The 21,201-nt window shown below is 61.8% G+C and carries 16 protein-coding genes; 5 read left to right on the forward strand and 11 right to left on the reverse strand.

The window, feature by feature from the left end; translation table 11 throughout:
• Window positions 1–144: 144 nt before the first annotated feature.
• The 5 genes from folE2 (at window position 145) to ACOY6C_RS08235 (ending at window position 4,779) form a co-directional block, all read left to right on the forward strand.
• A complete protein-coding gene (gene folE2, locus ACOY6C_RS08215; protein WP_420904995.1) occupies window positions 145–939 on the forward strand; it encodes a GTP cyclohydrolase FolE2 in 795 nt (264 codons plus the stop codon).
• Window positions 936–2,687 carry a proline--tRNA ligase gene (locus ACOY6C_RS08220; RefSeq protein ID WP_420904996.1) on the forward strand — a complete coding sequence of 584 codons (1,752 nt, stop codon included), beginning with the start codon at window positions 936–938 and terminating at the stop codon, window positions 2,685–2,687. The genes folE2 and ACOY6C_RS08220 overlap by 4 nt, the downstream gene beginning before the upstream one ends.
• Entirely contained in the window at window positions 2,672–3,184 is a 513-nt protein-coding gene (locus tag ACOY6C_RS08225; protein WP_420904997.1) for a chemotaxis protein CheX, read from the forward strand. The genes ACOY6C_RS08220 and ACOY6C_RS08225 overlap by 16 nt, the downstream gene beginning before the upstream one ends.
• Window positions 3,181–4,068 (forward strand): SIR2 family NAD-dependent protein deacylase, encoded by an 888-nt coding sequence (locus tag ACOY6C_RS08230; protein WP_420904998.1) that lies wholly within the window; start codon window positions 3,181–3,183, stop codon window positions 4,066–4,068. Before ACOY6C_RS08225 ends, ACOY6C_RS08230 begins: the two co-directional genes overlap by 4 nt.
• Before the next feature lie 375 nt (window positions 4,069–4,443).
• Window positions 4,444–4,779, forward strand: coding sequence for a hypothetical protein (locus tag ACOY6C_RS08235; RefSeq protein ID WP_420904999.1), 336 nt, complete (start codon window positions 4,444–4,446; stop codon window positions 4,777–4,779).
• Between the two features lie 30 nt (window positions 4,780–4,809).
• Here the strand turns inward: ACOY6C_RS08235 and ACOY6C_RS08240 are convergent, their stop codons facing one another.
• The 11 genes from ACOY6C_RS08240 to ACOY6C_RS08290 all read right to left on the reverse strand — a co-directional run bounded on the left by ACOY6C_RS08240 (window position 4,810) and on the right by ACOY6C_RS08290 (window position 21,163).
• Window positions 4,810–7,935, reverse strand: a complete 3,126-nt coding sequence (locus ACOY6C_RS08240) for a multidrug efflux RND transporter permease subunit (protein ID WP_420905000.1) — start codon at window positions 7,933–7,935, stop codon at window positions 4,810–4,812.
• A gap of 83 nt (window positions 7,936–8,018) precedes the next feature.
• On the reverse strand, window positions 8,019–9,185 hold the full coding sequence (locus ACOY6C_RS08245) for an efflux RND transporter periplasmic adaptor subunit (RefSeq protein ID WP_420905001.1): 1,167 nt from the start codon (window positions 9,183–9,185) through the stop codon (window positions 8,019–8,021).
• A 74-nt stretch (window positions 9,186–9,259) separates the two neighbouring features.
• On the reverse strand, window positions 9,260–10,711 hold the full coding sequence (locus ACOY6C_RS08250; RefSeq protein WP_420905002.1) for a class I adenylate-forming enzyme family protein: 1,452 nt from the start codon (window positions 10,709–10,711) through the stop codon (window positions 9,260–9,262).
• Window positions 10,712–11,259: 548 nt separating this feature from the next.
• Window positions 11,260–12,399 carry a Fic family protein gene (locus ACOY6C_RS08255; protein WP_420905003.1) on the reverse strand — a complete coding sequence of 380 codons (1,140 nt, stop codon included), beginning with the start codon at window positions 12,397–12,399 and terminating at the stop codon, window positions 11,260–11,262.
• A gap of 366 nt (window positions 12,400–12,765) precedes the next feature.
• Window positions 12,766–13,575, reverse strand: a complete 810-nt coding sequence (locus ACOY6C_RS08260; RefSeq protein WP_420905004.1) for a carbon-nitrogen hydrolase family protein — start codon at window positions 13,573–13,575, stop codon at window positions 12,766–12,768.
• Window positions 13,575–13,832, reverse strand: a complete 258-nt coding sequence (gene grxC / locus ACOY6C_RS08265) for a glutaredoxin 3 (protein ID WP_420905005.1) — start codon at window positions 13,830–13,832, stop codon at window positions 13,575–13,577. Before grxC ends, ACOY6C_RS08260 begins: the two co-directional genes overlap by 1 nt.
• A 41-nt stretch (window positions 13,833–13,873) precedes the next feature.
• On the reverse strand, window positions 13,874–14,644 hold the full coding sequence (locus ACOY6C_RS08270) for a ComF family protein (protein ID WP_420905006.1): 771 nt from the start codon (window positions 14,642–14,644) through the stop codon (window positions 13,874–13,876).
• Window positions 14,641–14,937, reverse strand: a complete 297-nt coding sequence (locus tag ACOY6C_RS08275) for an STAS domain-containing protein (protein WP_420905007.1) — start codon at window positions 14,935–14,937, stop codon at window positions 14,641–14,643. Before ACOY6C_RS08275 ends, ACOY6C_RS08270 begins: the two co-directional genes overlap by 4 nt.
• A gap of 199 nt (window positions 14,938–15,136) precedes the next feature.
• Window positions 15,137–19,105, reverse strand: coding sequence for a PAS domain S-box protein (locus tag ACOY6C_RS08280; protein WP_420905008.1), 3,969 nt, complete (start codon window positions 19,103–19,105; stop codon window positions 15,137–15,139).
• The gene (locus tag ACOY6C_RS08285; protein WP_420905009.1) at window positions 19,102–20,085 is read right to left on the reverse strand and encodes a cytochrome-c peroxidase; all 984 of its coding nucleotides are present in this window, start codon (window positions 20,083–20,085) and stop codon (window positions 19,102–19,104) included. Before ACOY6C_RS08285 ends, ACOY6C_RS08280 begins: the two co-directional genes overlap by 4 nt.
• The gene (locus tag ACOY6C_RS08290; RefSeq protein WP_420905010.1) at window positions 20,066–21,163 is read right to left on the reverse strand and encodes an HD domain-containing phosphohydrolase; all 1,098 of its coding nucleotides are present in this window, start codon (window positions 21,161–21,163) and stop codon (window positions 20,066–20,068) included. Before ACOY6C_RS08290 ends, ACOY6C_RS08285 begins: the two co-directional genes overlap by 20 nt.
• Window positions 21,164–21,201 lie beyond the last annotated feature (38 nt).

Genomic DNA, 21,201 nt, shown 5'->3' on the forward strand with positions numbered 1-21,201 from the left:
GGCGGGAGCGCCACGGTCAATCTTGAAATCCTTGGATCGTTGCTACCGAAAGCCAAGCTCTTGCCCAACATCCGGGATTCGTCATAGACTGACTGTTTACGCCGTTGGGCCTTATTTTCCCAGTATCCCCGGATGGAGTCGCGGATGGAACCTTTGCAGGATGTTCAGTCACAACCGGATGATCGCCGTTTGCCCATCGATCGCGTGGGCGTCAAGGGGATCCGTTATCCGATCGTGGTCAAGGATCGCAGCCGGGGCAGCCAACGCACGGTGGCATCGATCAATATGTATGTCAACCTTCCGCACCACTTCAAGGGAACGCACATGTCCCGTTTCCTGGAGGTGCTGGCGGAGCACGACGAGGCCATTTCCGTGGACAGCCTGCCGGACCTGCTGCACAAGGTTCAAGATCGGCTCACCGCCGAGGAGGCCCACATCGAGTTGGAGTTCCCCTATTTCCTGCGCAAGTCGGCTCCGGTTTCGGGCGCCGCCGCACTCATGGATTACCGGGTGCGCTTCATCGGCACGCTGCACAAGAAGCGTTACCGGATGATCCTGGAGGTGACGGTGCCGGTGACCACCCTCTGCCCGTGCTCCAAGGAGATCTCCGAACGCGGCGCCCACAACCAGCGTTCCCATGTCACGGTACGGGTCCGTTTCAAAAAATTCGTCTGGGTCGAGGAGATCATCGAGCAGGTGGAGTCCAACGCCTCCTGCCAGCTCTACCCGATCCTGAAACGCCCGGACGAAAAATTCGTCACCGAACAAGCCTACGACAACCCCCGCTTCGTCGAGGACATGGTTCGTTCCGTGGCCGCGACCCTGGATGCCGATCCGCGCATCTCCTGGTTTTCGGTAGCTGCGGAGAATTTCGAATCCATTCACAACCATTCGGCCTACGCCTTCATCGAAAGCAGCCGGGAGGAAGAGACCCCATGAGATTCAGCGTCGCCCTGATCCCCACCCTCAAGGAAGCCCCGGTCGAAGCGCACACCGTCTCGCACCGGCTGATGCTGCGCGCCGGTCTGATCCGACCCCTCGGCTCGGGCATCTACACCTGGTTGCCGGTCGGCTTGAAGATCCTGCGCAAGGTCGAAGCGATCGTCCGCCAGGAAATGGATGCCGCCGGCGCCCAGGAGGTGCTCATGCCGGCGGTGCAGCCTGCCGAGCTGTGGCGCGAGTCGGGCCGCTGGGATTTCTACGGCAAGGAGCTGCTGCGCATCCTCGACCGCCACGAACGGGAGTTCTGTTTCGGCCCCACCCACGAGGAGGTGATCACCGATCTGGCGCGCCGGGAGCTGAAATCCTACCGCCAACTGCCGGTGAACTTCTATCAGATCCAGACCAAATTCCGCGACGAGATCCGACCCCGGTTCGGCATCATGCGCGGACGCGAATTCCTCATGAAGGACGCCTACTCCTTCGACATGGACGCCACGGGGCTGGATGTCACCTATCGGGCCATGCATGCCGCCTACACGCGCATTTTCCAGCGCTGCGGACTCGGATTCCGTCCGGTGGAGGCCGACACCGGCTCCATTGGCGGCTCCTCGTCCCATGAATTCCATGTGCTGGCCTCCTCGGGCGAGGATGTGATCGCCTCCTGCACCCGCTGCGACTACGCGGCCAACCTGGAAAAGGCCACCAGCGCCCCCCTGTCCGCCAGCGCCACGCCGGACGACGAACCGATGCGTCTGGTCGCCACCCCCGGCAAAAAATCGATCCCGGAGGTGAGCGCCTTCCTGAATCTCCCCGAGTCGCGACTGGTCAAGTGCCTGGTGGTCGAGGCCGGGGGACGGCCCCATCTGCTGCTGTTGCGCGGGGATCACGAACTCAACCTGGTCAAGGCGGCCAACGCCCTGGGGGTGGATGCGGTCCAGGTTCCGGAACCAGGCCGGATCGCCGAGTTGACCGGTGGCCTGCCGGTCGGCTACATGGGGCCGGTGGGAACCACCCTGCCGATCCTGGCCGATCGGGCCACCGAATCCCTCGTCTCCTTCGCCTGTGGGGCCAACCAGACCGATCACCACCTCACCGGCGTGGTCTGGGAGCGGGATCTGCCCAGACCCGCCTGCGCCGATCTGCGCAACGTCCAGCCCGACGATCCCTGCCCGCGCTGCGCGGAGGGACACTTGCGCCTGGATCGGGGCATCGAGGTGGGACACATCTTCAAACTGGGCGAGAAATACTCCAAGGCCCTGAACGTGACCGTGCTCGATCCCGAGGGCAAAGAGCGCACCCCGATCATGGGGTGCTACGGCATCGGCGTCTCGCGCATCGTGGCCGCGGCCATCGAACAGAACCACGACGACAACGGCATCATCTGGCCGGTGGCCCTCGCCCCCTTCGAAGTCGAGATCCTGCTGGCCAACCCCAACGATGCGCTCTCGGTCCAGACCGCCGAATCCCTCTACGCCGGATTGACCGCCATGGGGATCGGCGTGCTGCTCGATGACCGCGACGACCGGTTGGGGGTGAAATTCAAGGATGCGGATCTCATCGGCTGTCCGCTGCGGGTGATGGCCGGTGGACGCGCCCTCAAGGAGGGCAAGGTGGAGATCCAAATCCGCAAGGGGGGCGATCCTCTGCAAGTGCCGGTCGCCGAGGCGTTGGCGACGTTGCGCGACCTGCTCGGCAAGCTGGCCGGGGAGGAATCCAACGGGGTTGGATCATGGACGCAAAACTGAATGAGTTCCTGCTGGAGATCGGCTCGACCATCGGCGAAGCGGTGCGGGAGATCGCCGAAACCATGCTGTTCGTGCCCATCGGGGCGGGAGAGGTCTCGCTGGGGCCCTGCGGGATGGAGATGGCCCATGGAGCCTGGATCGCGCTCGACGGAGGCATCATCGCCCGGTTCCATCTGATCGCCACCGAAGCCTCGGCGTTGCGACTGGCCGGCGCGCTGCTCGGCGACTCTCGCGAGGCGTGGGACGAAGAGTTGGGGGATGCCTTCGGCGAGGTGGCCAACATGATCGCCGGCGGCATGGTGACCCGCTTCGAAGATCGCAGCCACGGCAGCGTGGGCATGACCCCTCCCACCCGTGTCACCCCCGGCGAACCCTTCCCGGAGCACGACGCCTCAGCGGTGGTGATCGTCCATCAGACGTTCACCCTGGAGGGAGATCCCTTTGCCGCAGAGATACTCTTTCCTCTCGATTTCGCCCTGACCAAGGCTGGCGCATGAGCACCCTGCCCGACGATCCCCTCATCTTCGCGGCCCATGCCGTCCTGGATGCCGACGCGCTCCTGATCACCGCCGGGGCGGGCATGGGGGTCGATTCCGGGCTGCCGGACTTTCGCGGCAAGGAGGGGTTCTGGAACGCCTATCCCGTCATCGCCCGACTGGGACTCTCCTTTCCCCAGATGGCCAACCCGGATTGGTTCCGCCGCGATCCGCGCCTGGCCTGGGCCTTCTACGGCCATCGACTCGATCTCTACCGCCGCGTCCACCCCCACGCGGGGTTCGCCCAACTCCTCCAGATCGCTCAGGAGAAACCGCACGGCGGCTTTGTCCTGACCTCGAATGTCGATGGTCATTTCCAGAAAGCCGGCTGGCCCGAGGAGCGGGTCGCCGAGTGTCACGGCTCGATCCACCAACTCCAGTGTACCCGTCCCTGCTCCTCGGAAATCTGGAGCGACGAACGGCTCTCCCTGGAGATCGACCCCGAAAGCTTCCGCGTCACCGGGTCTCTGCCCGTCTGTCCCCGCTGCGGCGCCCTGGCCCGTCCCAACATCCTGATGTTTTCGGATGGCCACTGGCTGGAAAAACGGAGCGCCGAACAGGAGGCCCGCATGCAGCACTGGCTCTCCGAGGTCCATATTCAACACGCGCGCCTGCTGATCCTCGAAATCGGCGCCGGCAACGCGGTGCCGACCATCCGCCAAAGTTCGGAGCACTTCGCCCGCAAATACGCCGCCCGTCTGATCCGCATCAATCCCCGCGACAGCTGGATCCCGCCTGGCCGTCACATCGCCCTGCCCATGGGTGGAAACGCCGCGATCACACAAATCCGGAATCTCATCACCCACCAAGAGTCACCAGACCCCCTGTCCGACTCCCAGCATTGATCTGAACCCGGATCCGGAAGTTGCGGGCATCACCCATAACAACCTATTAACCCATCCGGCACATCAAAAAAATCATCATCACCGGCAAAACGACTTAGGTTTACTGCAATTCACCTTATGAACCCATCGGTTGCTCATACCATCACCCGACACTGCCGGATCCTGACTGAGGTGAGGTTCCAGCTGGAACCGTTCGACAGGATGTTCCTCCTGTTTTTTTTTGACAAGGGGTGAGAATCATGTTTAGCTTAGGTTTTACCATGAAACTCCCGTCCGGGAGATCCACGGTCGAGGGGTGAGGGGGTTCTCCCCCCCATCATGCACGTTACAATCCTCTGTCATCGATGATCCCTTGTCAAAAGGAGCATGCGACCCGTGTCCAAGGAATCCAAACGTTCCGGGATGGTCTGCAAAAACGAGCACGACACCCTGCTGGCCATCAAGGTCGCACTCTTGATGCAGATCACCCGCGAATCGACGTTCAGTCACCGGGTCTTCTGGCTGTTCGACAACCTGCCCAACCTGCACGACCAGGATTTCAAGACCAAAAAGTGCGACAAGTGCAAGGGCAGCGATTGCGACGCCTTCAAGAGTTTACGACGCATCCGGAAACTGGTCTCGGATCCGAAAACGGTCGAAGCGGGGATCAGCGATCTGGTCCGGCTCTATCAACTGCCGCCCATGCCCCAGGAGACACAAACCCACGCCTGATTCTCACACCTGATTCCCACGCCTGATTCCTCAGCTCTCCGACTCGATCCGACGCTTCTCCGGAAAGAGCCGGCGCATCACCACGAACAGCACAGGAATGAAGAACAGCCCCAGGACGGTGGCCGAGAGCATGCCACCCATCACGCCGGTGCCGATGGCGCGGCGGCTGTTGGCCCCGGCGCCGGTGGAGGTGGCCAAAGGGAGCACGCCGAGGATGAAGGCCGCCGAGGTCATGACGATAGGCCGGAATCGCATGCGACACGCCTCCAGGGTGGCATCGATCAACGACATGCTCCCTTCGGTGGAGAGGGTTCGGGCGAACTCGACGATCAAAATGGCGTTCTTGGCCGACAATCCGATGATCGCCACCAGTCCCACCTTGAAATAAACGTCGTTGGGCATGCCCAACGCCATCACCGCGGCCACCGATCCCAACAGACCGATCGGCACGATCAGCATCACCGCGAACGGAATCGACCAGCTCTCGTAGAGGGCGGCCAGACACAAAAACACCACCAGAAGCGACAGTCCGAACAGCATCGGCACCTGGGCCCCGGAAAGAGACTCCTCAAAAGAGGTGGCCGACCACTCGTAGCCGAAGCCGGACGGGAGCTGTCTGGTCAGCCGATCCATGGCGGCCATGGCCTCGCCGGTGCTGCGTCCCGGCGCCGGATTGCCGGAGAGTTTCATGGACGGCATGCCGTTGTAACGGTCGAGCTTGGGCGATCCGGTGATCCAGTCGCTGGTGACGAACTCGGAGAGCGGGATCAGTCCGCCGGCGCGGTTGCGCACCCGCACTTGCAGGATCGCCTCGCGTTCGGCATTGGTTTGGGCGTTGGCGCTCATGAGCACGCGCAGGATGCGTCCATCGCGGGTGAGATCGTTGATGTAGGCGGACCCGAGGGCCACCTGGAGGGTTTCGTTGAGTTCGTCGGGGTCGATCCCGAGGGTGTTGGCCTTGGTGTGATCGACCTTCAGGAGCAGTTGCGGTCCGGCCTCCAGCCCCTCGGGGCGGACCCCGGCCAGAACCGGATCCTGGGCAGCCATGCCGAGGAGTTGGTTGCGGGCATCGAGCAGGCGGTCGCGTCCGATGCCGACCCGATCCTGCAAACGCAGGTCGAACCCGCCCACCGCCGCCAACTCCGGGATGGGCGGCACGTTGACGGCGAAGATCAACGCCTGTTTGATGCGCGAGAGGGCCATGTTGGCCTGCATCACCAGAGAGCCTGCCGCAAGCTCCGGCGCGGTGCGCTCCTTCCAGTCTTTCAGACGCACGAAGGCGATGGCCGAGTTCTGGCCGCGTCCGAAGAAGCTGAAGCCGGCCACGCCGACGATCTTGGCCACGCCAGGTTGTTGCAGATAGTGTTTCTCCACCTCGGCGAGCACCTCCAGGGTCCGCTCCTGGGTGGCGCCGGGGGGCAGTTGCATGATGGTGACGAAATAGCCCTGATCCTCATCCGGAAGAAAGCCGTTGGGCAGTTTCAGGAACAGCCACCCGGCGCTCGCGGCGACCGCCAGATAGAGCAGGATGAAAAAGAACGGGCGTTTGAGGATGAACCCCACCGACCCCCGATAGCCTCGGGTGGAACTGTTGAAAAACCGGGCGAAAAGGGCCAGAGGACCGAAACCGAGCCCGGAAGTTCCGGTGACGTGTTCGTTCTTGAGCAGGGTGGCGCACAAAGCCGGGGTGAGGGTGAGGGCCATGAGCACGGAGAAGATCATGGTCAACACGAGGGTGACCGAGAACTGCCGATAGATCGCGCCCACGCTCCCCGAGAAAAAGGCCATGGGGATGAAGACCGCCAGAAGCACCAGCGTGATGCCGATGATGGCGGAAAAAATCTGGGTCATCGCCTTGCGGGTCGCCTCGCGGGGCGGCAGGTGCTCTTCCGCCATCACCCGTTCCACGTTCTCCACCACCACGATGGCGTCGTCCACCACGATGCCGATGGAAAGCACCATGGCGAACAGGGTGAGCACGTTGATGGAGTAGCCCAACAGGTAGATCCCCACCAGGGCGCCGGTGAGCGCCACCGGCACGACGATGGCCGGGATGAAGGTGGCGCGCAGGTTACCCAAAAACAGATACATCACCAGAAACACCAGCACCATCGCCTCGGCGAGGGTCTTGACCACCTCGTGGATGGAGATCTTGATGAAGGTCGAGGTGTCGTAGGGGATATCCCAGGCGATGCCGGCTGGAAAGAACTTCTCCAGCTCGCCCATGCGGGCGCGCACCCGTTCGGCGGTCTCCAGGGCATTGGCGCCGGGGGCCACCTTGATGCCGACCGCGGCGGTGGACTGGCCGTTGAGACGGGCGCGAATCGCATACTCCTGGGCGCCCCACTCCACCCTGGCGATATCCTTGACCCGCACCGTGGCCCCGTCGCGATCGGCGCGCAGGATGATCTCGCCGAACTCCTCGGGGCTGGTCATGCGGGTTTTCACCAGGATCGGCGCGTTGATCTGCTGTCCGGGCAGGGCCGGCAGGTTGCCCAACTCTCCGGTGACCAGTTGGGTGTTGCGGGCGCGCACCGCGCGCACCGCCTCGCCGGGGGACATGCCGAACTCGGTCAGGCGCGCGGGATCCAGCCAGATGCGCATGGCGTACTCGGTGCCGAAAAGCTGCGCCTCGCCCACGCCGGGAACGCGACGCAGTTGTTCGAGCACCGATGCGGCGGTGTAACTGCCCAACGCGATAAAATCCTGGCTCTGGTCCGGCGAGTAGATGGTGATGAACATCAAATAGTTGCGCCGGGCCTTGGTCACCGTCACCCCCTGGCGCCGCACCTCCTCCGGCAGTCTGGCCTCCACGCGCTTGATGCGGTTTTGCGCCTCCACCGAAGCGATATCCAGGTTGGTGCCGGTCTCGAAGGTCAGGGTCAGCGTCATGGCGCCCAGGGCGTCGCTGGTTGATTCCATGTAGAGCAGCCGCTCCAGACCGTTCATCTCCTGTTCGACCAGGGAGGTGACGGTCTCCTCGACCACCTGCGACGAGGCCCCCGGATAGACCGCGGTCACGGTGATGGCCGGCGGCGCCACATCCGGGTATTGGGCCACGGGCAGCTTGTTGAAGGAGAGTCCCCCGGCCAAAAGGATCACCAGGGCGATCACCCAGGCAAAAATCGGTCGGTCGATGAAAAATTTAGGCAGCATGGCGCGATTCCAAAACCATTCAGGTCACTGTCAGAATTGGCTTGATGGGTGGGAGCCCCACCCAACAGTCCAGGCAAAGCGGATCAACCAGCGGGCTTGGCGGGTACGGTATCCTTGGCATCCTTCGGGACCACCACCGTGCCGGGACGCAGTTTCTGCACCCCCTCCACGATCACCTTCTCGCCCTCCTTCAACCCCTCGGTGACAATCCACTCGCTTCCCGAAAAACCATCGGTCTTGATCGGACGCACCACAACCTTGTTGGCCTCGTCCACCATCATCACGATCTGACCCTGCGGGGAGTACTGCACCGACTTCTGCGGAATCACCACCCCCTCGCGCGTCGCCATCGCCAACCGCACCCGCGCGAACTGACCTGGCAACAACACCCGCTCCGGATTGGAAAACTCGGCGCGCAACGCCACAGCCCCGGTCTGAGGATCCACCGCCATGTCGGTGAAACGCAATTTTCCAGGCAACGGATACTCCCGTTCATCGTCCAGAAGCAGGCGAACCTCCACCTCCTCGACCGGTTTGGCCTCCCCCGCGCGAATCGCCCGGCGCATGCGGAAGATCTCCGGTCCCGGCTCGGTGAAGTTCACCCAGATCGGATCCAACTGCTCCACCGTGGTCAAATGGGTCGCCTCCTTCTGTCCCACCAGCGCCCCCTCGGTCACCAGCGTCCGCCCCACCCGACCGGCGATCGGCGCGGTGATGTTGGCATACTCCAGATCCAACCGGGCACGGGTCAACTCCGCCTCGGCGGCCAGGATGTCGGCATTGCTCTTGCGATTCTGCGCGTCGGCCTGATCGAACTCCCGCCGGCTCACCGCATCCTGCTCCACCAGATGCTTGTAACGGCCCAAAGTCTTGCCCGCCAGATCGCGCTCGGCCACGGCCCGCGCCAGATTGGCCTGGGCCAGCTTCACCCGCGCCTCCAACTGACGCCCATCCAGCCGATACAGCGGCGCGCCGACCTCCACCTCGCTCCCCTCGACGAACAATCGCTGCTCCACCACACCCTCGACACGGGCACGGATCTCGGCACTCTTGATCGCCTGCAACCGACCCGGCACCTCCTGGCGCAACGCGATCACCTTCTTGACCGCCGCCACCCGTTCCACCTCCATGGGCGGAGGCCCAGCCGGAGCCGCCTTGGCCGCGCCATCCACCCCCTCCTTGCGTTCGCAGCCGGCCAACGGCGCCATGCAGGAACAAGCCACCAGCAACCAGATCCAACGGGCGTTCATCCTCGCTCCTCTCCACTTACGAAACCTTGAAAAAAACGCAGCATCCCAAGGCTTCAAACGCTTGTCAACACTTTTTAATCTTTCTTGGAAAATATCTCCAATCCCCACCGCTTCAAGATGGGTCGATCGATCTTGCCATTGGCCAAAAGCGGCATGGCTTCGAGAATCCGCACATGCAGCGGATGCTTGTAGCGCGCCAGGCGTGGATCGAGATACGCGCGGATCCCAACCAGATCCAGCGGCGCGCGAATCACGCACCAGGCCAGTCCCACCTCGCCCCATTTCGCATCCGGCACTCCGACCACCACCGCCTGGACCACATGCGGGTGGGAGGCCAATTGTCGTTCCACCTCGCCAGGATAGACGTTCTCGCCCCCGGAGATGTACAGCTCCTTCTTGCGTCCGATGACGTAAAACAGCCCCTCCGCATCGACCCGCACCAGATCCCCGGTCGCGAAATGGCCCTCATGCATGGCAGCGGCAAACAGGGCCGCATGACGCCAGTACCCCTTGCAGACATGCGGTCCGGCGATCCACATCTCCCCGACCTCACCTGGCGCGACCGGGTTGCCGCGCTCGTCCACCACCCGCACGTCGGAGTTCTTCATCGGTCTGCCGATCGAATCCGGATGGAGCGGGGCCTCACAGGTCTGCAACAAAAAACAGTTCGGCCCCACCTCGGTGAGTCCGAACCCCTGTTTGAACGGCACGCCCCGTTGGTGATACCCCTGGATCAGGGCCAGACTCAGAGGCGCACCCCCGGACAACAGAAAACGGATGCGGGAGAAATCGGTACGCGCGAAATCCGCATGATCGAACATGGCCTGGAACATGGTCGGCACGGCCCAAAAAACCGTCACCCCGGCCTCACGGATCTCCTCGAGCACCCAACCGGCGTCGAACCGTTCGTGCAGGATCAGGGTTCCGCCCACGCAGAGCATCGGCAGACAGAAGACGTGATAGCCCCCGGTGTGAAAAAACGGGGTGTTGACGATCGACACATCGTCCGCGCGCAGCACGTCGGCGGAGAGGGTATTGTCGATGTTGGCGCGGATCATGCCCGCATGGAACATCACCCCTTTCGGGGTTCCCGACGAACCGGAGGTGTAGAGGATCATCAGCACCTGTTCCAGGGGAATCGTCCGCTCCGGGAGCGGGCGAGGTGGGGCATCCTGGTTCAGGGTGTCCAGCCCGATGAAACCGGGACGCTCGCCGAGAAGACATTTCGGTTCCAGATCCGCGAGGATCGCCGCGATCTCCTGGTCAGCCAGGCGGTGATTGAGGGGCGCCAGAATCGCGCCGATGCGGATGCAGGCGAAAAAGAGGGTGATGTGTTCCACCCGGCTCGGGGCGAGCAGCACCACCCGATCGTCGTCACGCACCCCGAGGCGCCACAAGAGATCCGCCAGGCGGTTGATTTCGGCGTGCAATTCGGCGTAGGTGAAGGAGCGTCCGCTCTGACGGTCCAGCAGTGCCAACTGCCCGGCCCGTGTGCGTGCGTGAAGGGCGATGAAATCCTGCCACATGGGAACCTGTCAGGAGAGCCAAATTCAGCGGGGTCCAGGGAGGAGCCAATGGCCCCTGGTGGGATCCAAGGACCAATGGCCCCTGGTGGGATCCAAGGAGCATTGGCGCTTAGATAGGAAATTTATTTCCGATTTCAATTGACTGTGACATCGACCCCCTGATGCTGCATGATTAACGTATCTCAAGCGTCAAGCCATGACCAAACAAAGAGATCGATCCTGTTCCAAGTCTACACGGAGCGCGGCTGTGCTCCAAATCAAAAAATTGAAAACGCCCTTTTTCCCTGAGGGATGGCCAACCGTTCGGAGATGTTGTGTCGTCCGGCTTCATCCTCCAAATTCTGGAGAAGCAGAAAGCTGCCTTTCATGACCGGATATTTTCCCCGATTGTGACATGCTATGACCTGTTGGCAAAAATGGTGTCCAGGAGCCTCCGTTCGACGGTGTTTTCTTCGTTGAACATCCAGAGCGCTCCCTGTGGGCAAATCACCATGACGAATTTCTTATTGTGATATGATGACGCGAAATCACAATAAAAAATTCCATATTCATTTTTCGGCCTGGAAGATATCCAGGTAGGGGCGGAACCGGAAAAGGCGGTTCCGCTGGTAACCGGTCATCTCTTCCAGCAACGCAAACTCGCCGAGGGCCGCCACCAGTTGATTGGCTGCCTGGTATTGGAGCCCCAGTTCCGCCGCCACCAGCCCGACGTTGACCACCGGACGCCGGTAGAGGAATTGAATCAATCGCCGCCCATTCTCCGCTCGCCGTCCCAGGGTGACGATGCGTCCGTCGATCTCCTGGCGCAGGGCCAACAGTTGGCGGAAGGTCTCCTTGCCCTTTTCGGCGGTCTCCTCCACGGCCTGGAGGAAAAAGCGGCACCAGTGGCCAAGGTCGTTGGATTCCCGCACCCGGGTCAGGGCGTCGAAATAGGCGCCCCGATGTTTTTCCAGGTGGGCGGAAAGGTAGAGGGAGGGTTTGGCCAACAAACCATGGCTCACCAGATAGAGGGTGATGAGCAGGCGACCGATGCGGCCATTGCCATCGAGAAACGGGTGGATGGTCTCGAACTGGTAATGGGAGAGGGCGCAACGGATGAGATGAGGCACCTGGATGGCATCGTTGTGCCAGAAGGCTTCCAAGTCGGTCAGCAAATCGGGCAGGTCGTCCTGATGCGGCGGGATGAAAGCGGCGTCGGCCAGGGTCGCCCCGCCCACCCAGTTCTGACTGCGGCGAAATTCCCCAGGCGTCTTGCGCTCTCCGCGCACCCCCTGCATGAGGATGGCGTGGTTTTGTTTCAACAGGCGAAGCGACAGAGGCAGGTCGCGCAGGCTGGCGATGGCCTCGTTCATGGCGCGGACATGGTTTTGCACCTCGCGCCAGTCGTTTCTCCGTTCCGGAAGAATCTCCTCCTCCTCCAGCACCGCTTCGTCCATCTCGGTGCGGGTGCCCTCGATGCGGCTGGAAAGGTTGGCCTCTTTGAGAACATGCATTTGCAGGTACAGGTCCACCTCGGGCACAATCAGGGTGAAGGCGTTCAACTCTCCCAACGCCTTGGAGGCCCGCTCCAGCAACGTGCTGATGCGCGGGTCGTCCCAGGACCACTCCTGATTGATGGGCGCGGGGTGGAAACTCTTGTACTGGTACTGCTGGCGGAAGGTTCCGGAGTGGAAATCCTCGAATTTCATGGCACCTCCGGGACCAGGAACGCCAGGGAGACGACGTAGCGCGTCCTATTATGGCTGGAGAGGGTGTCCAGGAGCATCCATTCAACCAGGTTTTCTTCGTAAAATATTACGCCAACCATGACTGAACAGGGTTCATCATTTGGTTGATAAGTTCTTTCTGGACACGCCTTGTCCTATGCCGTTGATCCCCCACTTCATCTTTGGAACCATCAACTGAACGAAGCACTTGAACGATCTCCTCCTGTTCTTCATCGGCGGAACAGGAACCAGAACCCAATGGCACTTACCATGGAACTCCCGAAGGGAAGATCCACGGTAAGGGGGGGTTCTCCCCCCATCATGTTGGCACCGTACCTTGTCCCCCCGTCACAACCGCCGATGGGTCAAACAAGGAATCCTCTGCCGACACCGGGCCACCCGCTCCCGCTCGATCGACGCCAGCACATACCCCACCCCGTCCGCACACTGCGCCACCACACTCCCCCACGGCTCGACGATCATCGAACGCCCATGAGTCTGACGCCCGCCCGCATGCTGACCCCACTGCGCCGAAGCCAGCACATACGCGAAATTCTCGATCGCACGCGCCTTGATGAGCGGCTCCCAGTGATCCCGCCCCGTGACCACCGTAAAAGCGGCAGGCAACGTGAAAATCTCGGCATTCTGCGCACTCAGCGAACGAAACAGCTCCGGGAATCGCAGATCATAACAAACCGTGAGACCAATACGCCCGAACGGACTGTCCACCACCACCGGCTTCTTGCCCGGACGCACATAATCCGACTCGCGATAACGCACCCCGTCGCCGATATCCACGTCGAACAGATGGATCTTGTCGTAACGAGCCCGCACCTCGCCCACTTCGTCGATCAGATAACACACATTGAAGGATTTGCTCGAACCCGGATCCGCCACGGGAATCGATCCACCCGAAATCCACACCCGATGACGAACGGCGAAACTCTTCAAAAAGGTCAGGCTCGGTCCGTTGGCCGGATCCTCGCGCATGGCCCGCTTCTCCTCCTCGCTGCCCCCGAAAAAAGAGAAGTTCTCCGGCAACACCAACAAACGCGCCCCCTGCCCGACCGCCGCCTCCATCAACCGTTCGGCCACGGAGAGATTCGCCGCCCGATCCGGACTGGAGTTCATCTGAATCACGGCACCCAGGGAAGCCATCACGCCACCAGCAACGGATCGAGCTTGCCCGCCTGATCCAGGGCATACAGATCGTCACACCCGCCGATATGCTGACCGTTGATGAAGATCTGCGGCACGGTGCGGCGTCCACCGGCCAGCTTGACCATCTCGTCGCGACGCTCCGGATTCTTGTCGAGGTTGATCTCCTCGAAGGTGACGTTCTTCTTGTTCAACAGCATTTTGGCACGAATGCAGAAAGGACAGACCGTGGTGCTGTACAGGACGATTTCAGGCATGAAAAACTCCTTGTCAAGGTTGCTCGAGATCAAAAAAACATTCACGGCCCATCCGCATCGACCCGCGCCAGACAAAGACCGCTCACCCGTCTGGCACCGGCTCTCTTCAAGGTGACCACGGCAGCCTGCATCGTCGCACCCGTGGTGAAGACGTCATCCACCAGCAACACCGAACGACCCGTGAGACGTTCCGGACGGATCACGCTGAACGCACCTTGGACATTGAGCCGACGGGCATGGGCATTCAAACGGGTCTGGGGGCGGGTCCGCTTGTGACGGATCAACAGATCGGTCACAAGCGGTTTGCCCAATCGCGCGCCCATCTCTCCAGCCAACAGGGCGGACTGGTTGTAGCGTCGCCACAACAAACGCCGGAAATGCAACGGCATGGGCACGACCAGATCCGGATCCTCCCAATACAAGGCCCGCTCCAGACGTTCCCAACAAAGCGTGGCCAACAGACGGCTCCGCTCGGGATGATCCAAGAACTTGAAGCCCAGGATCAACTCCGCTACCCGTCCATCGTAGGGAAACGCAAAATAGGCCGCATCCATCGCATGCGGGTTGTTCAGACAGGCGCCACAACCAGGTTCTGGTCGCGCGGTGCGCGCTCCGCATCGCATGCAGTGATTTTCCGGCAGGGGAGGCAAGGAGTCAAGACAGTTCCGACACAGACGATGAACAGCCCGTACCGATTGACGACAGCTCGGACAGACAGGGGGGAACAGAAGATCAAGAAACCGCTGATATCCGTGTTCAACCCCCTGCGCAAGGGAGACGAGTCGCGGCGGCAGAATCCGAACCAGGGTCACAAGATATTGAAGAGCGTGTGGAAGTTGGCCAGTTGCAAAAGCTTGCGAATCTCGGGACGGGAATTGACGATCAGGATGTCCGAAGTGATGCCGCCCGAGGTTTCACGCAACAACAAAAGCATGCCCAAGGCCGAACTGTCCATGCGCTCGACCTCCTGGAAATCCAGCTTGTATTTGGTGCCAGTGGGATTGTTTCCGGTCGCCTGCTTGAATTCGCTCCGCACGGAAAAACCGAACAGCTTCGGAAGACGAACCGTGACGTACTCCCCCTCCTTGGAAACTTGAATCGTCATCTTGACCTCGATGTTACAAATGGGGTTCGCCCATGCCATGGAAAAGCTTCGATCCATGGCGTCCGACCCTTGTGAAAAAGTGCGGCACCATCATGGAAACGGTATCCTAAATCAAGATTAACATCATTTCGGTAAATTTGCAACGCAGAACCCGTTCCCGTTCTCAACGCGACCGTCCGGCCCGACCTTCGCATCCGACTCAACCATTCAATGCAACAACCATACCACGCAAACTCTCAAGCTCGACCAGCGCATCCTTCATGCGGTACTTGCGCGTCAACTGTTCCAGTCGGGTGATGGCGGTCCCGATCTCGCCCGGCCACCCCATGGCCAGCATCGCGGATGCCAAGGGCAGACAGGGACGCGGACGGCTCTCGCGCACATGGGGGAGCATCTCGTCGATCAGGACGAGCAACTCATCCCCCTTGGGCGCGCTCGACGACCCCTGGACCGGTTCGGGCTCCGCGCCCGTCAAATCGACGCACCCCGCCTCGATCACCGTCACGACCGACCGCAACGCTACGGAAAACGCGTCCAGCCGACTCTCCTCGATCACCACTCCGGCCAACACATCGTTCTCCAACGTGGCGCACACCCCCTGCAACCCGGTCGCTCCGACACTCCCGGCCACCCCCTTCAAGGTGTGCAACAAACGGCCCGCCAAAATCCGGTCTCCGGCCTCCAGCGCGTCGCGCACCTCCCGATCGCTCTGCTTGTGCCCCTCCAGGAAACGGAACAACAGCTTCACATACAGGCTCCTGTTGCCCCCCAAACGCAGGAGCGCCGCGTCGCGCTCGATCCCCGGCAACAGCGGCAAAGGGATCTCGCCAGACACTACCTCCGTCTCCGGTCCCGACTCCACCGGAGCCGTCAACAACCGTTCCCCGTCCGGACACAACATGCGCACCAGGGTAGAGAAAAGCTTGTCCACCTCCACCGGCTTGGAGAGATACGCATCCATGCCATTGGCCAGACACTGCTCGCGCTCGCCATTCATCACGTTGGCGGTCATGGCGATGATCGGCACGCTCCGCCACGCCGGAAGCTCCCGGATGCGCCGCGTCGCCTCGTGACCGTCCATCACCGGCATTTGCAGATCCATCAGGATGGCCAGACAGGGCCCCTCGTCGAGCATCTGCAACGCCTCCTCGCCGTTGTTGGCGATCCGCACCGACAAGCCCGCCAGCGCCAGAAGATCACGGGCCACCTGCTGATTGAACTCGTTGTCCTCCACCAGCAACAGCGGATGGGGCGGCAACCCCTTCAACATCCGTCCATAGGCCTCCACCGGACGGGCCTGCTGATGGGTGGCCAGATTGGACAACGCCTCGGAATCGGGCACGCCGAACCGGGCGGTGAAAGCGAATTCGCTCCCCTCGCCCAGGGCGCTGGTCACCTGGAACGCGCCATCCATCATCTCCACCAGCCGCCTGGAGATCGACAATCCCAATCCCGTGCCGCCATAACGCCGGGTGGTCGAGGAGTCGGCCTGGGAGAAGGATTGGAACAGCCGTGACTGCTGCTCGGGGCTCAGGCCGATCCCGGTATCGCGCACCGAAAAACACAACTCGATCGCCTCCCGCCCCGCCGAAACCAGACGCACCGCGATCGACACCTCCCCCTGGGCGGTGAATTTCACCGCGTTGCCCACCAGGTTGATCAGCACCTGACCCAGACGCAGGGCATCCCCCACCAGATATTCCGGCACGTCTTCGCCGATGAACGCGCCGAGTTTGAGCCCCTTCTCGCTGGCGGGAATCGCAAAAAGCGTGGTCAGATGATCGATCACATCACGAGTCCGGAAGGGATTGCTCTCCATCTCCAGGCGCCCGGCCTCGATCTTCGAGAAATCGAGAATGTCGTTCAGGATCCGCAACAGGGATTGGGCGGCCCGTTCGATTTTTTTGAGGTAGTTTTCCTGCTTGCCGGTCAACTCGGTGTGCAGGCAGAGGGCGGTCATGCCGATGATGGCGTTCATCGGCGTGCGGATCTCGTGGCTCATGTTGGCCAGAAACTCGCTCTTGGCGCGGTTGGCCTGCTCGGCGGAGGCCTTGGCGGCACGCAGTTGATCGTCCATCTCCTTGCGATCGGTGATGTCCTCCTTGACCGCGATGAAATGGGTGATCTCTCCCTGGGTGGCGCGCAACGGCGAGATCGACACCGACTCCCAGAACAATTCGCCGTTCTTCTTGCGGGTGTGGAACTCCCCGTGCCACTCCTGACCCGCCAGGATCGACGCCCAGAGGGTGCGATACTCTTCCGGCGGGGTGTGACCCGATTTCAGGATCCGCGTGTGCTGACCGATCGCCTCCTCGCGGGCATAGCCGGTATTCTGACTGAATTTGGGATTGACATACTCGATGATGCCGGACAGATCGGTGATCACCACCGCCACCGGGCTCTGTTCCACGGCGTGATAGAGCTTCTGCACCATCTCCTCGGCGCGCTTGCGCTCGATCAGCCCGGCCAGGGTGGTGGTCACCAGCAGCAAAAAATCCTCCAGGATCGACTCCCGGCTCGTCCCGATCTTGAGATAGAGATTCAACACCCCCAACATCTTTTCGCCCGACTGGATCGGCAGACAGATATGACCGTGCGGGGTCATCTCGGGGATGCGGATGGTGTGCCGTTCATCCAGATGATTGGCGAAGATCGGACGTCCCTCCAGGGCTGCCCGTCCGCACAGACAGGTACCGATCGGCACCCGCGCGCAGCGAACCCGCAACTCCGGGTTCATGCCCACCTGAGTGATCATCAACAACCGATCCGCAACGAGATCCTTCAAAAAAACCGAACCCCTGGACTCCACCGGCAACCACGGAATGGTCAGGATCCGTTGCAAGGCGCGATGCAGCACCACAGGCAGCGTTTCGGGCAACAGGGAGAGTTCCAGAATCTCGTTGATCACCCCCTTGACGCGATCCGCGTTCTCGGCCTGCTCCTTGGCGCGCAGCAACTGCTCTTCGGTCTGCTTGAGACCGGTGATGTCGTGGGCGAGCATCACGAACCCCTCCAGGCGTCCGCGCTTGGAGAGAATCGGCATCAATCCGAACTGCTGCCAACAGATCCTGGAGCCTTCCCCGGCATCCTCCGGCCTGGTTCGGACCGGCAACAAGCCACGCCACGGCTGTCCGAACTCGATGGCCACCCGCAACGACTCGCGCGACTCCTGCTCGGTCAGATACCCCTCGATCTCGAACAAGGTCTTGCCGACCACTTCGCTGGCGCGCCAGCCGGTGGAGGCCGAAAAACCGGGATTCACGAACTGGATGACGCCAAACGGATCGCTGGTAAGAATTGCATCGCCCGAAGCGTCCACCGCCTGTTGCAGGCGGCGCTGTCGGGTGGTGGCGATCTTGAGGCTCCACAACACCCGCAACAGCACCCCCAACAGCAGAATCGAGGCCCCGAACAGCACGATCTGATAGTTGCGGGCGATCTCCTGACGTTTCTGGAGATGACGGGCCGAAATCCGATCCAACTGCCGCCACCCATCGGCGATCGGCAGGTTGAGGATCTTCTCCAGCAGTTGATCGGTGCGTGGCTTCCACTCGAGAATCAGGCGGACATGAACCACCAGTTCGGCAAAATCGGGAAGATCGGACAGATCCCCCAGATGGGCTTCGATCTGGTGCAACACCTCCTCGCCGGCATGTCGGCCCGAATAGAGCAGCATGTCCTGCATCAGGTGCAGCATGGCCTCGGTCTTGGTGTGGTGACGCGCCCGATCGGACTCTCCCGGCAGGGAACCGGTACGCTCCATGGCCACCACCGGCAGATGGCTCAGAGAGTTGCGCAGCAAGGCATTGCCGGACTTGAACCCCTCGATCCACACGAGCTTCCTTTTCAGGTCCTGCTCCAGTTTCCGCCAGGCGGTCAGATACTCCTCTCCATCCTCTTCGAGCGACGGAAGCATCTCCTTGGCCCGTTCCAGGGCCCAGACAACCTCGCGGTGGTAGATCACCGTGTCGTCGTAATGTTCGAGCATGCCCGAGCGGGCCATGACCAGCTTCTGGTTGATCCCGGTCTCGGAGTTGAGCATGCGCGACACCAGCTCCTCCTGACGCTGATAGGGACGACGCTCCACCTGGGTGAGCGTGCCGACCCACCCGAAAACCACGGCCACGAGCAGCGCCGCCGACCATCGCGCCCACTCGACCCGTTTCATCGACACTCTCCGTACAGGATCCCTTCGAGAGTGCCCAGAAAGCCGACCAGCAGATCGCGCTCAGGCACCGAGATGCTGCGTCCCAGTTGTCCGCGCGCCATGAGCATCACCGCATCCTCCAGGGTTTCGACATCGCCGTGATGAAAATAGGGGGCGGTGCGGGTGACGTTGCGCAACGAGGGAACCTTGTAGACCCGCGCGTCCTCGGGGTCGCCGGTCACCGCCATGCGATCCGGCTCCGGCTCCTTGGTGCCGGCAGGAGGTGCCCCGCTTTCCAGTCTGTTGAAAACACCGGTGCGGTGATACAGGTTTCCACCCAGATTCACCCCCTGATGGCAGGAGACGCAACCCAGTTTTTTGAACAGTTCGTAACCTTGTTTCTCCCGTGGGGTGATCGCCTGGTCGTCCCCGCGCAGATAGCGGTCGAAACGGCTGTTCGGGGTGATCAGGGAGCGTTCGAATTCGGCGATGGCATCCCGGATGTTCACCGCCTGCACGCCACCCCGATAGACCCGCGCGAAGGATTGACGATAGGCATCGTCCTGGGCCACCTTGCGCAGCACGTCGTTCCAGTTGGAGCCCATCTCCACCCGCACCGTCTCTTCGATCTGCTCCTCCAGGGAGGTGACGCGACCGTTCCAGAACTGCCCGATGTTGAACAAGGCGTTGAAGACCGTGGGGGTATTCAAGGTGTTGATGTCGCCATCGACGCGGGTGGACCGGGGGATCCCGTCCATGCCCCAGCCGTCGAGGGGATGGCAGGTGGCGCAGCTTATCGAGTTGTTCGCCGACAGACGCACGTCGTGATAAAGCCGTTTTCCCAACTGCACCTTCTCGCCATCCATGGCCGTGCAGGTGGGAACCGGCAATACCGGTTCGTGGCGCAACTCCCCGGCAAGAGATCCGCTGGCGCCCGCCAACCAGCCGAGCAGCAGACCGAATGCCACGAGACGGGTTGGTCTAGCGCAGCTCGACCCCACCGTCTTCCTCCTCTTGCTCCTTCCAGCTTTCGCGCACCTCGAGCACCTTGGGCAGGATCTCCACGAACAACGGGACCAGACGCGGATCGAAGTGGCTGCCTGCCCCTTCCACCAACAACGCCACCGCCTTGGCGATCGGCCAGGCATCCTTGTAGGGACGTTTGGTGGTCAAGGCATCGAAGACATCCGCGATGGCGACGATCCGCCCTTCGATCGGAATCCCCTCGCCGGACAGACCGCTCGGATAGCCCGAACCATCCCATTTCTCGTGGTGGGTCTGGGCCACGACCCGCGCGGTCTCCAGCAACGGCGAGGATTGCCTGCCGATGATCCCGGCGCCGATGTCCGGGTGGCGGCGCATGACGTGCCACTCCTCGTTGTTCAACCGGCCCGGTTTCAACAGGATCAGGTCGGGGATGCCGATCTTGCCGATGTCGTGCATCGGCGCGGCCTGAAACAGGGTCTCGGCCCACTTTTCGTCCATGCCGGCGGCCAGGGCCAACAACCGCGAATAGTGGCTCATGCGGATGACGTGCAGGCCGGTTTCGTTGTCCTTGTATTCCGCCGCCCGACCCAGACGCCGGATGATCTCCAGGCGGGTCTCCTCGAGTTCCAGATTCTTGGTGTTCAACTCCTCGGTGCGCTGCCGGACCCGATCCTCGAGCACCTCGTTGGCCTGGGCCAACTCCTGCCGGGCCTTGGCCAGTTGCAGATGGGTGCGCACCCGCGCCAGCACCACCGCCGGACTGAACGGCTTGGTGATGTAGTCCACCGCCCCCAACTCCAGGCCATAGGTCTCGTCCTCGCTCTCCTGCTTGGCGGTGACGAAGATCAACGGAATTTTCCGGGTGCGCGGATCCTGTTTCAAACGGCGGCACACCTCATAACCATCCATCCCCGGCATCATCACATCCAACAGGATCAGATCCGGCTCGCGCTCCGGAATATCCTCCAGGGCGGTGGGACCATCCAGGGCCACACTCACCTCGTAGCTGTCCCCGAGGGTCTCCAACAGGATATCGATGTTGGTCTCCGTGTCGTCCACCACGAAAATCCGCGACAGGCTATCATCCGACATGCAACTCTCCATTTCATAACGAACAAACGTTCCGATCG

Source organism: Candidatus Magnetaquiglobus chichijimensis, assembly GCF_045865675.1.
GTDB classification, from domain to species: domain Bacteria; phylum Pseudomonadota; class Magnetococcia; order Magnetococcales; family Magnetaquicoccaceae; genus Magnetaquiglobus; species Magnetaquiglobus chichijimensis.

What these genes read in the sequence shown, in the direction of transcription:
- folE2 (WP_420904995.1), top strand. Translation starts at nt 145, where the DNA reads ATGGAACCTTTGCAGGATGTTCAGTCACAACCGGATGATCGCCGTTTG.
- ACOY6C_RS08220 (WP_420904996.1), top strand. Translation starts at nt 936, where the DNA reads ATGAGATTCAGCGTCGCCCTGATCCCCACCCTCAAGGAAGCCCCGGTC.
- ACOY6C_RS08225 (WP_420904997.1), top strand. Translation starts at nt 2,672, where the DNA reads ATGGACGCAAAACTGAATGAGTTCCTGCTGGAGATCGGCTCGACCATC.
- ACOY6C_RS08230 (WP_420904998.1), top strand. Translation starts at nt 3,181, where the DNA reads ATGAGCACCCTGCCCGACGATCCCCTCATCTTCGCGGCCCATGCCGTC.
- ACOY6C_RS08240 (WP_420905000.1), bottom strand. Translation starts at nt 7,935, where the DNA reads ATGCTGCCTAAATTTTTCATCGACCGACCGATTTTTGCCTGGGTGATC.
- ACOY6C_RS08245 (WP_420905001.1), bottom strand. Translation starts at nt 9,185, where the DNA reads ATGAACGCCCGTTGGATCTGGTTGCTGGTGGCTTGTTCCTGCATGGCG.
- ACOY6C_RS08250 (WP_420905002.1), bottom strand. Translation starts at nt 10,711, where the DNA reads ATGTGGCAGGATTTCATCGCCCTTCACGCACGCACACGGGCCGGGCAG.
- ACOY6C_RS08255 (WP_420905003.1), bottom strand. Translation starts at nt 12,399, where the DNA reads ATGAAATTCGAGGATTTCCACTCCGGAACCTTCCGCCAGCAGTACCAG.
- ACOY6C_RS08260 (WP_420905004.1), bottom strand. Translation starts at nt 13,575, where the DNA reads ATGGCTTCCCTGGGTGCCGTGATTCAGATGAACTCCAGTCCGGATCGG.
- grxC (WP_420905005.1), bottom strand. Translation starts at nt 13,832, where the DNA reads ATGCCTGAAATCGTCCTGTACAGCACCACGGTCTGTCCTTTCTGCATT.
- ACOY6C_RS08275 (WP_420905007.1), bottom strand. Translation starts at nt 14,937, where the DNA reads ATGACGATTCAAGTTTCCAAGGAGGGGGAGTACGTCACGGTTCGTCTT.
- ACOY6C_RS08280 (WP_420905008.1), bottom strand. Translation starts at nt 19,105, where the DNA reads ATGAAACGGGTCGAGTGGGCGCGATGGTCGGCGGCGCTGCTCGTGGCC.
- ACOY6C_RS08290 (WP_420905010.1), bottom strand. Translation starts at nt 21,163, where the DNA reads ATGTCGGATGATAGCCTGTCGCGGATTTTCGTGGTGGACGACACGGAG.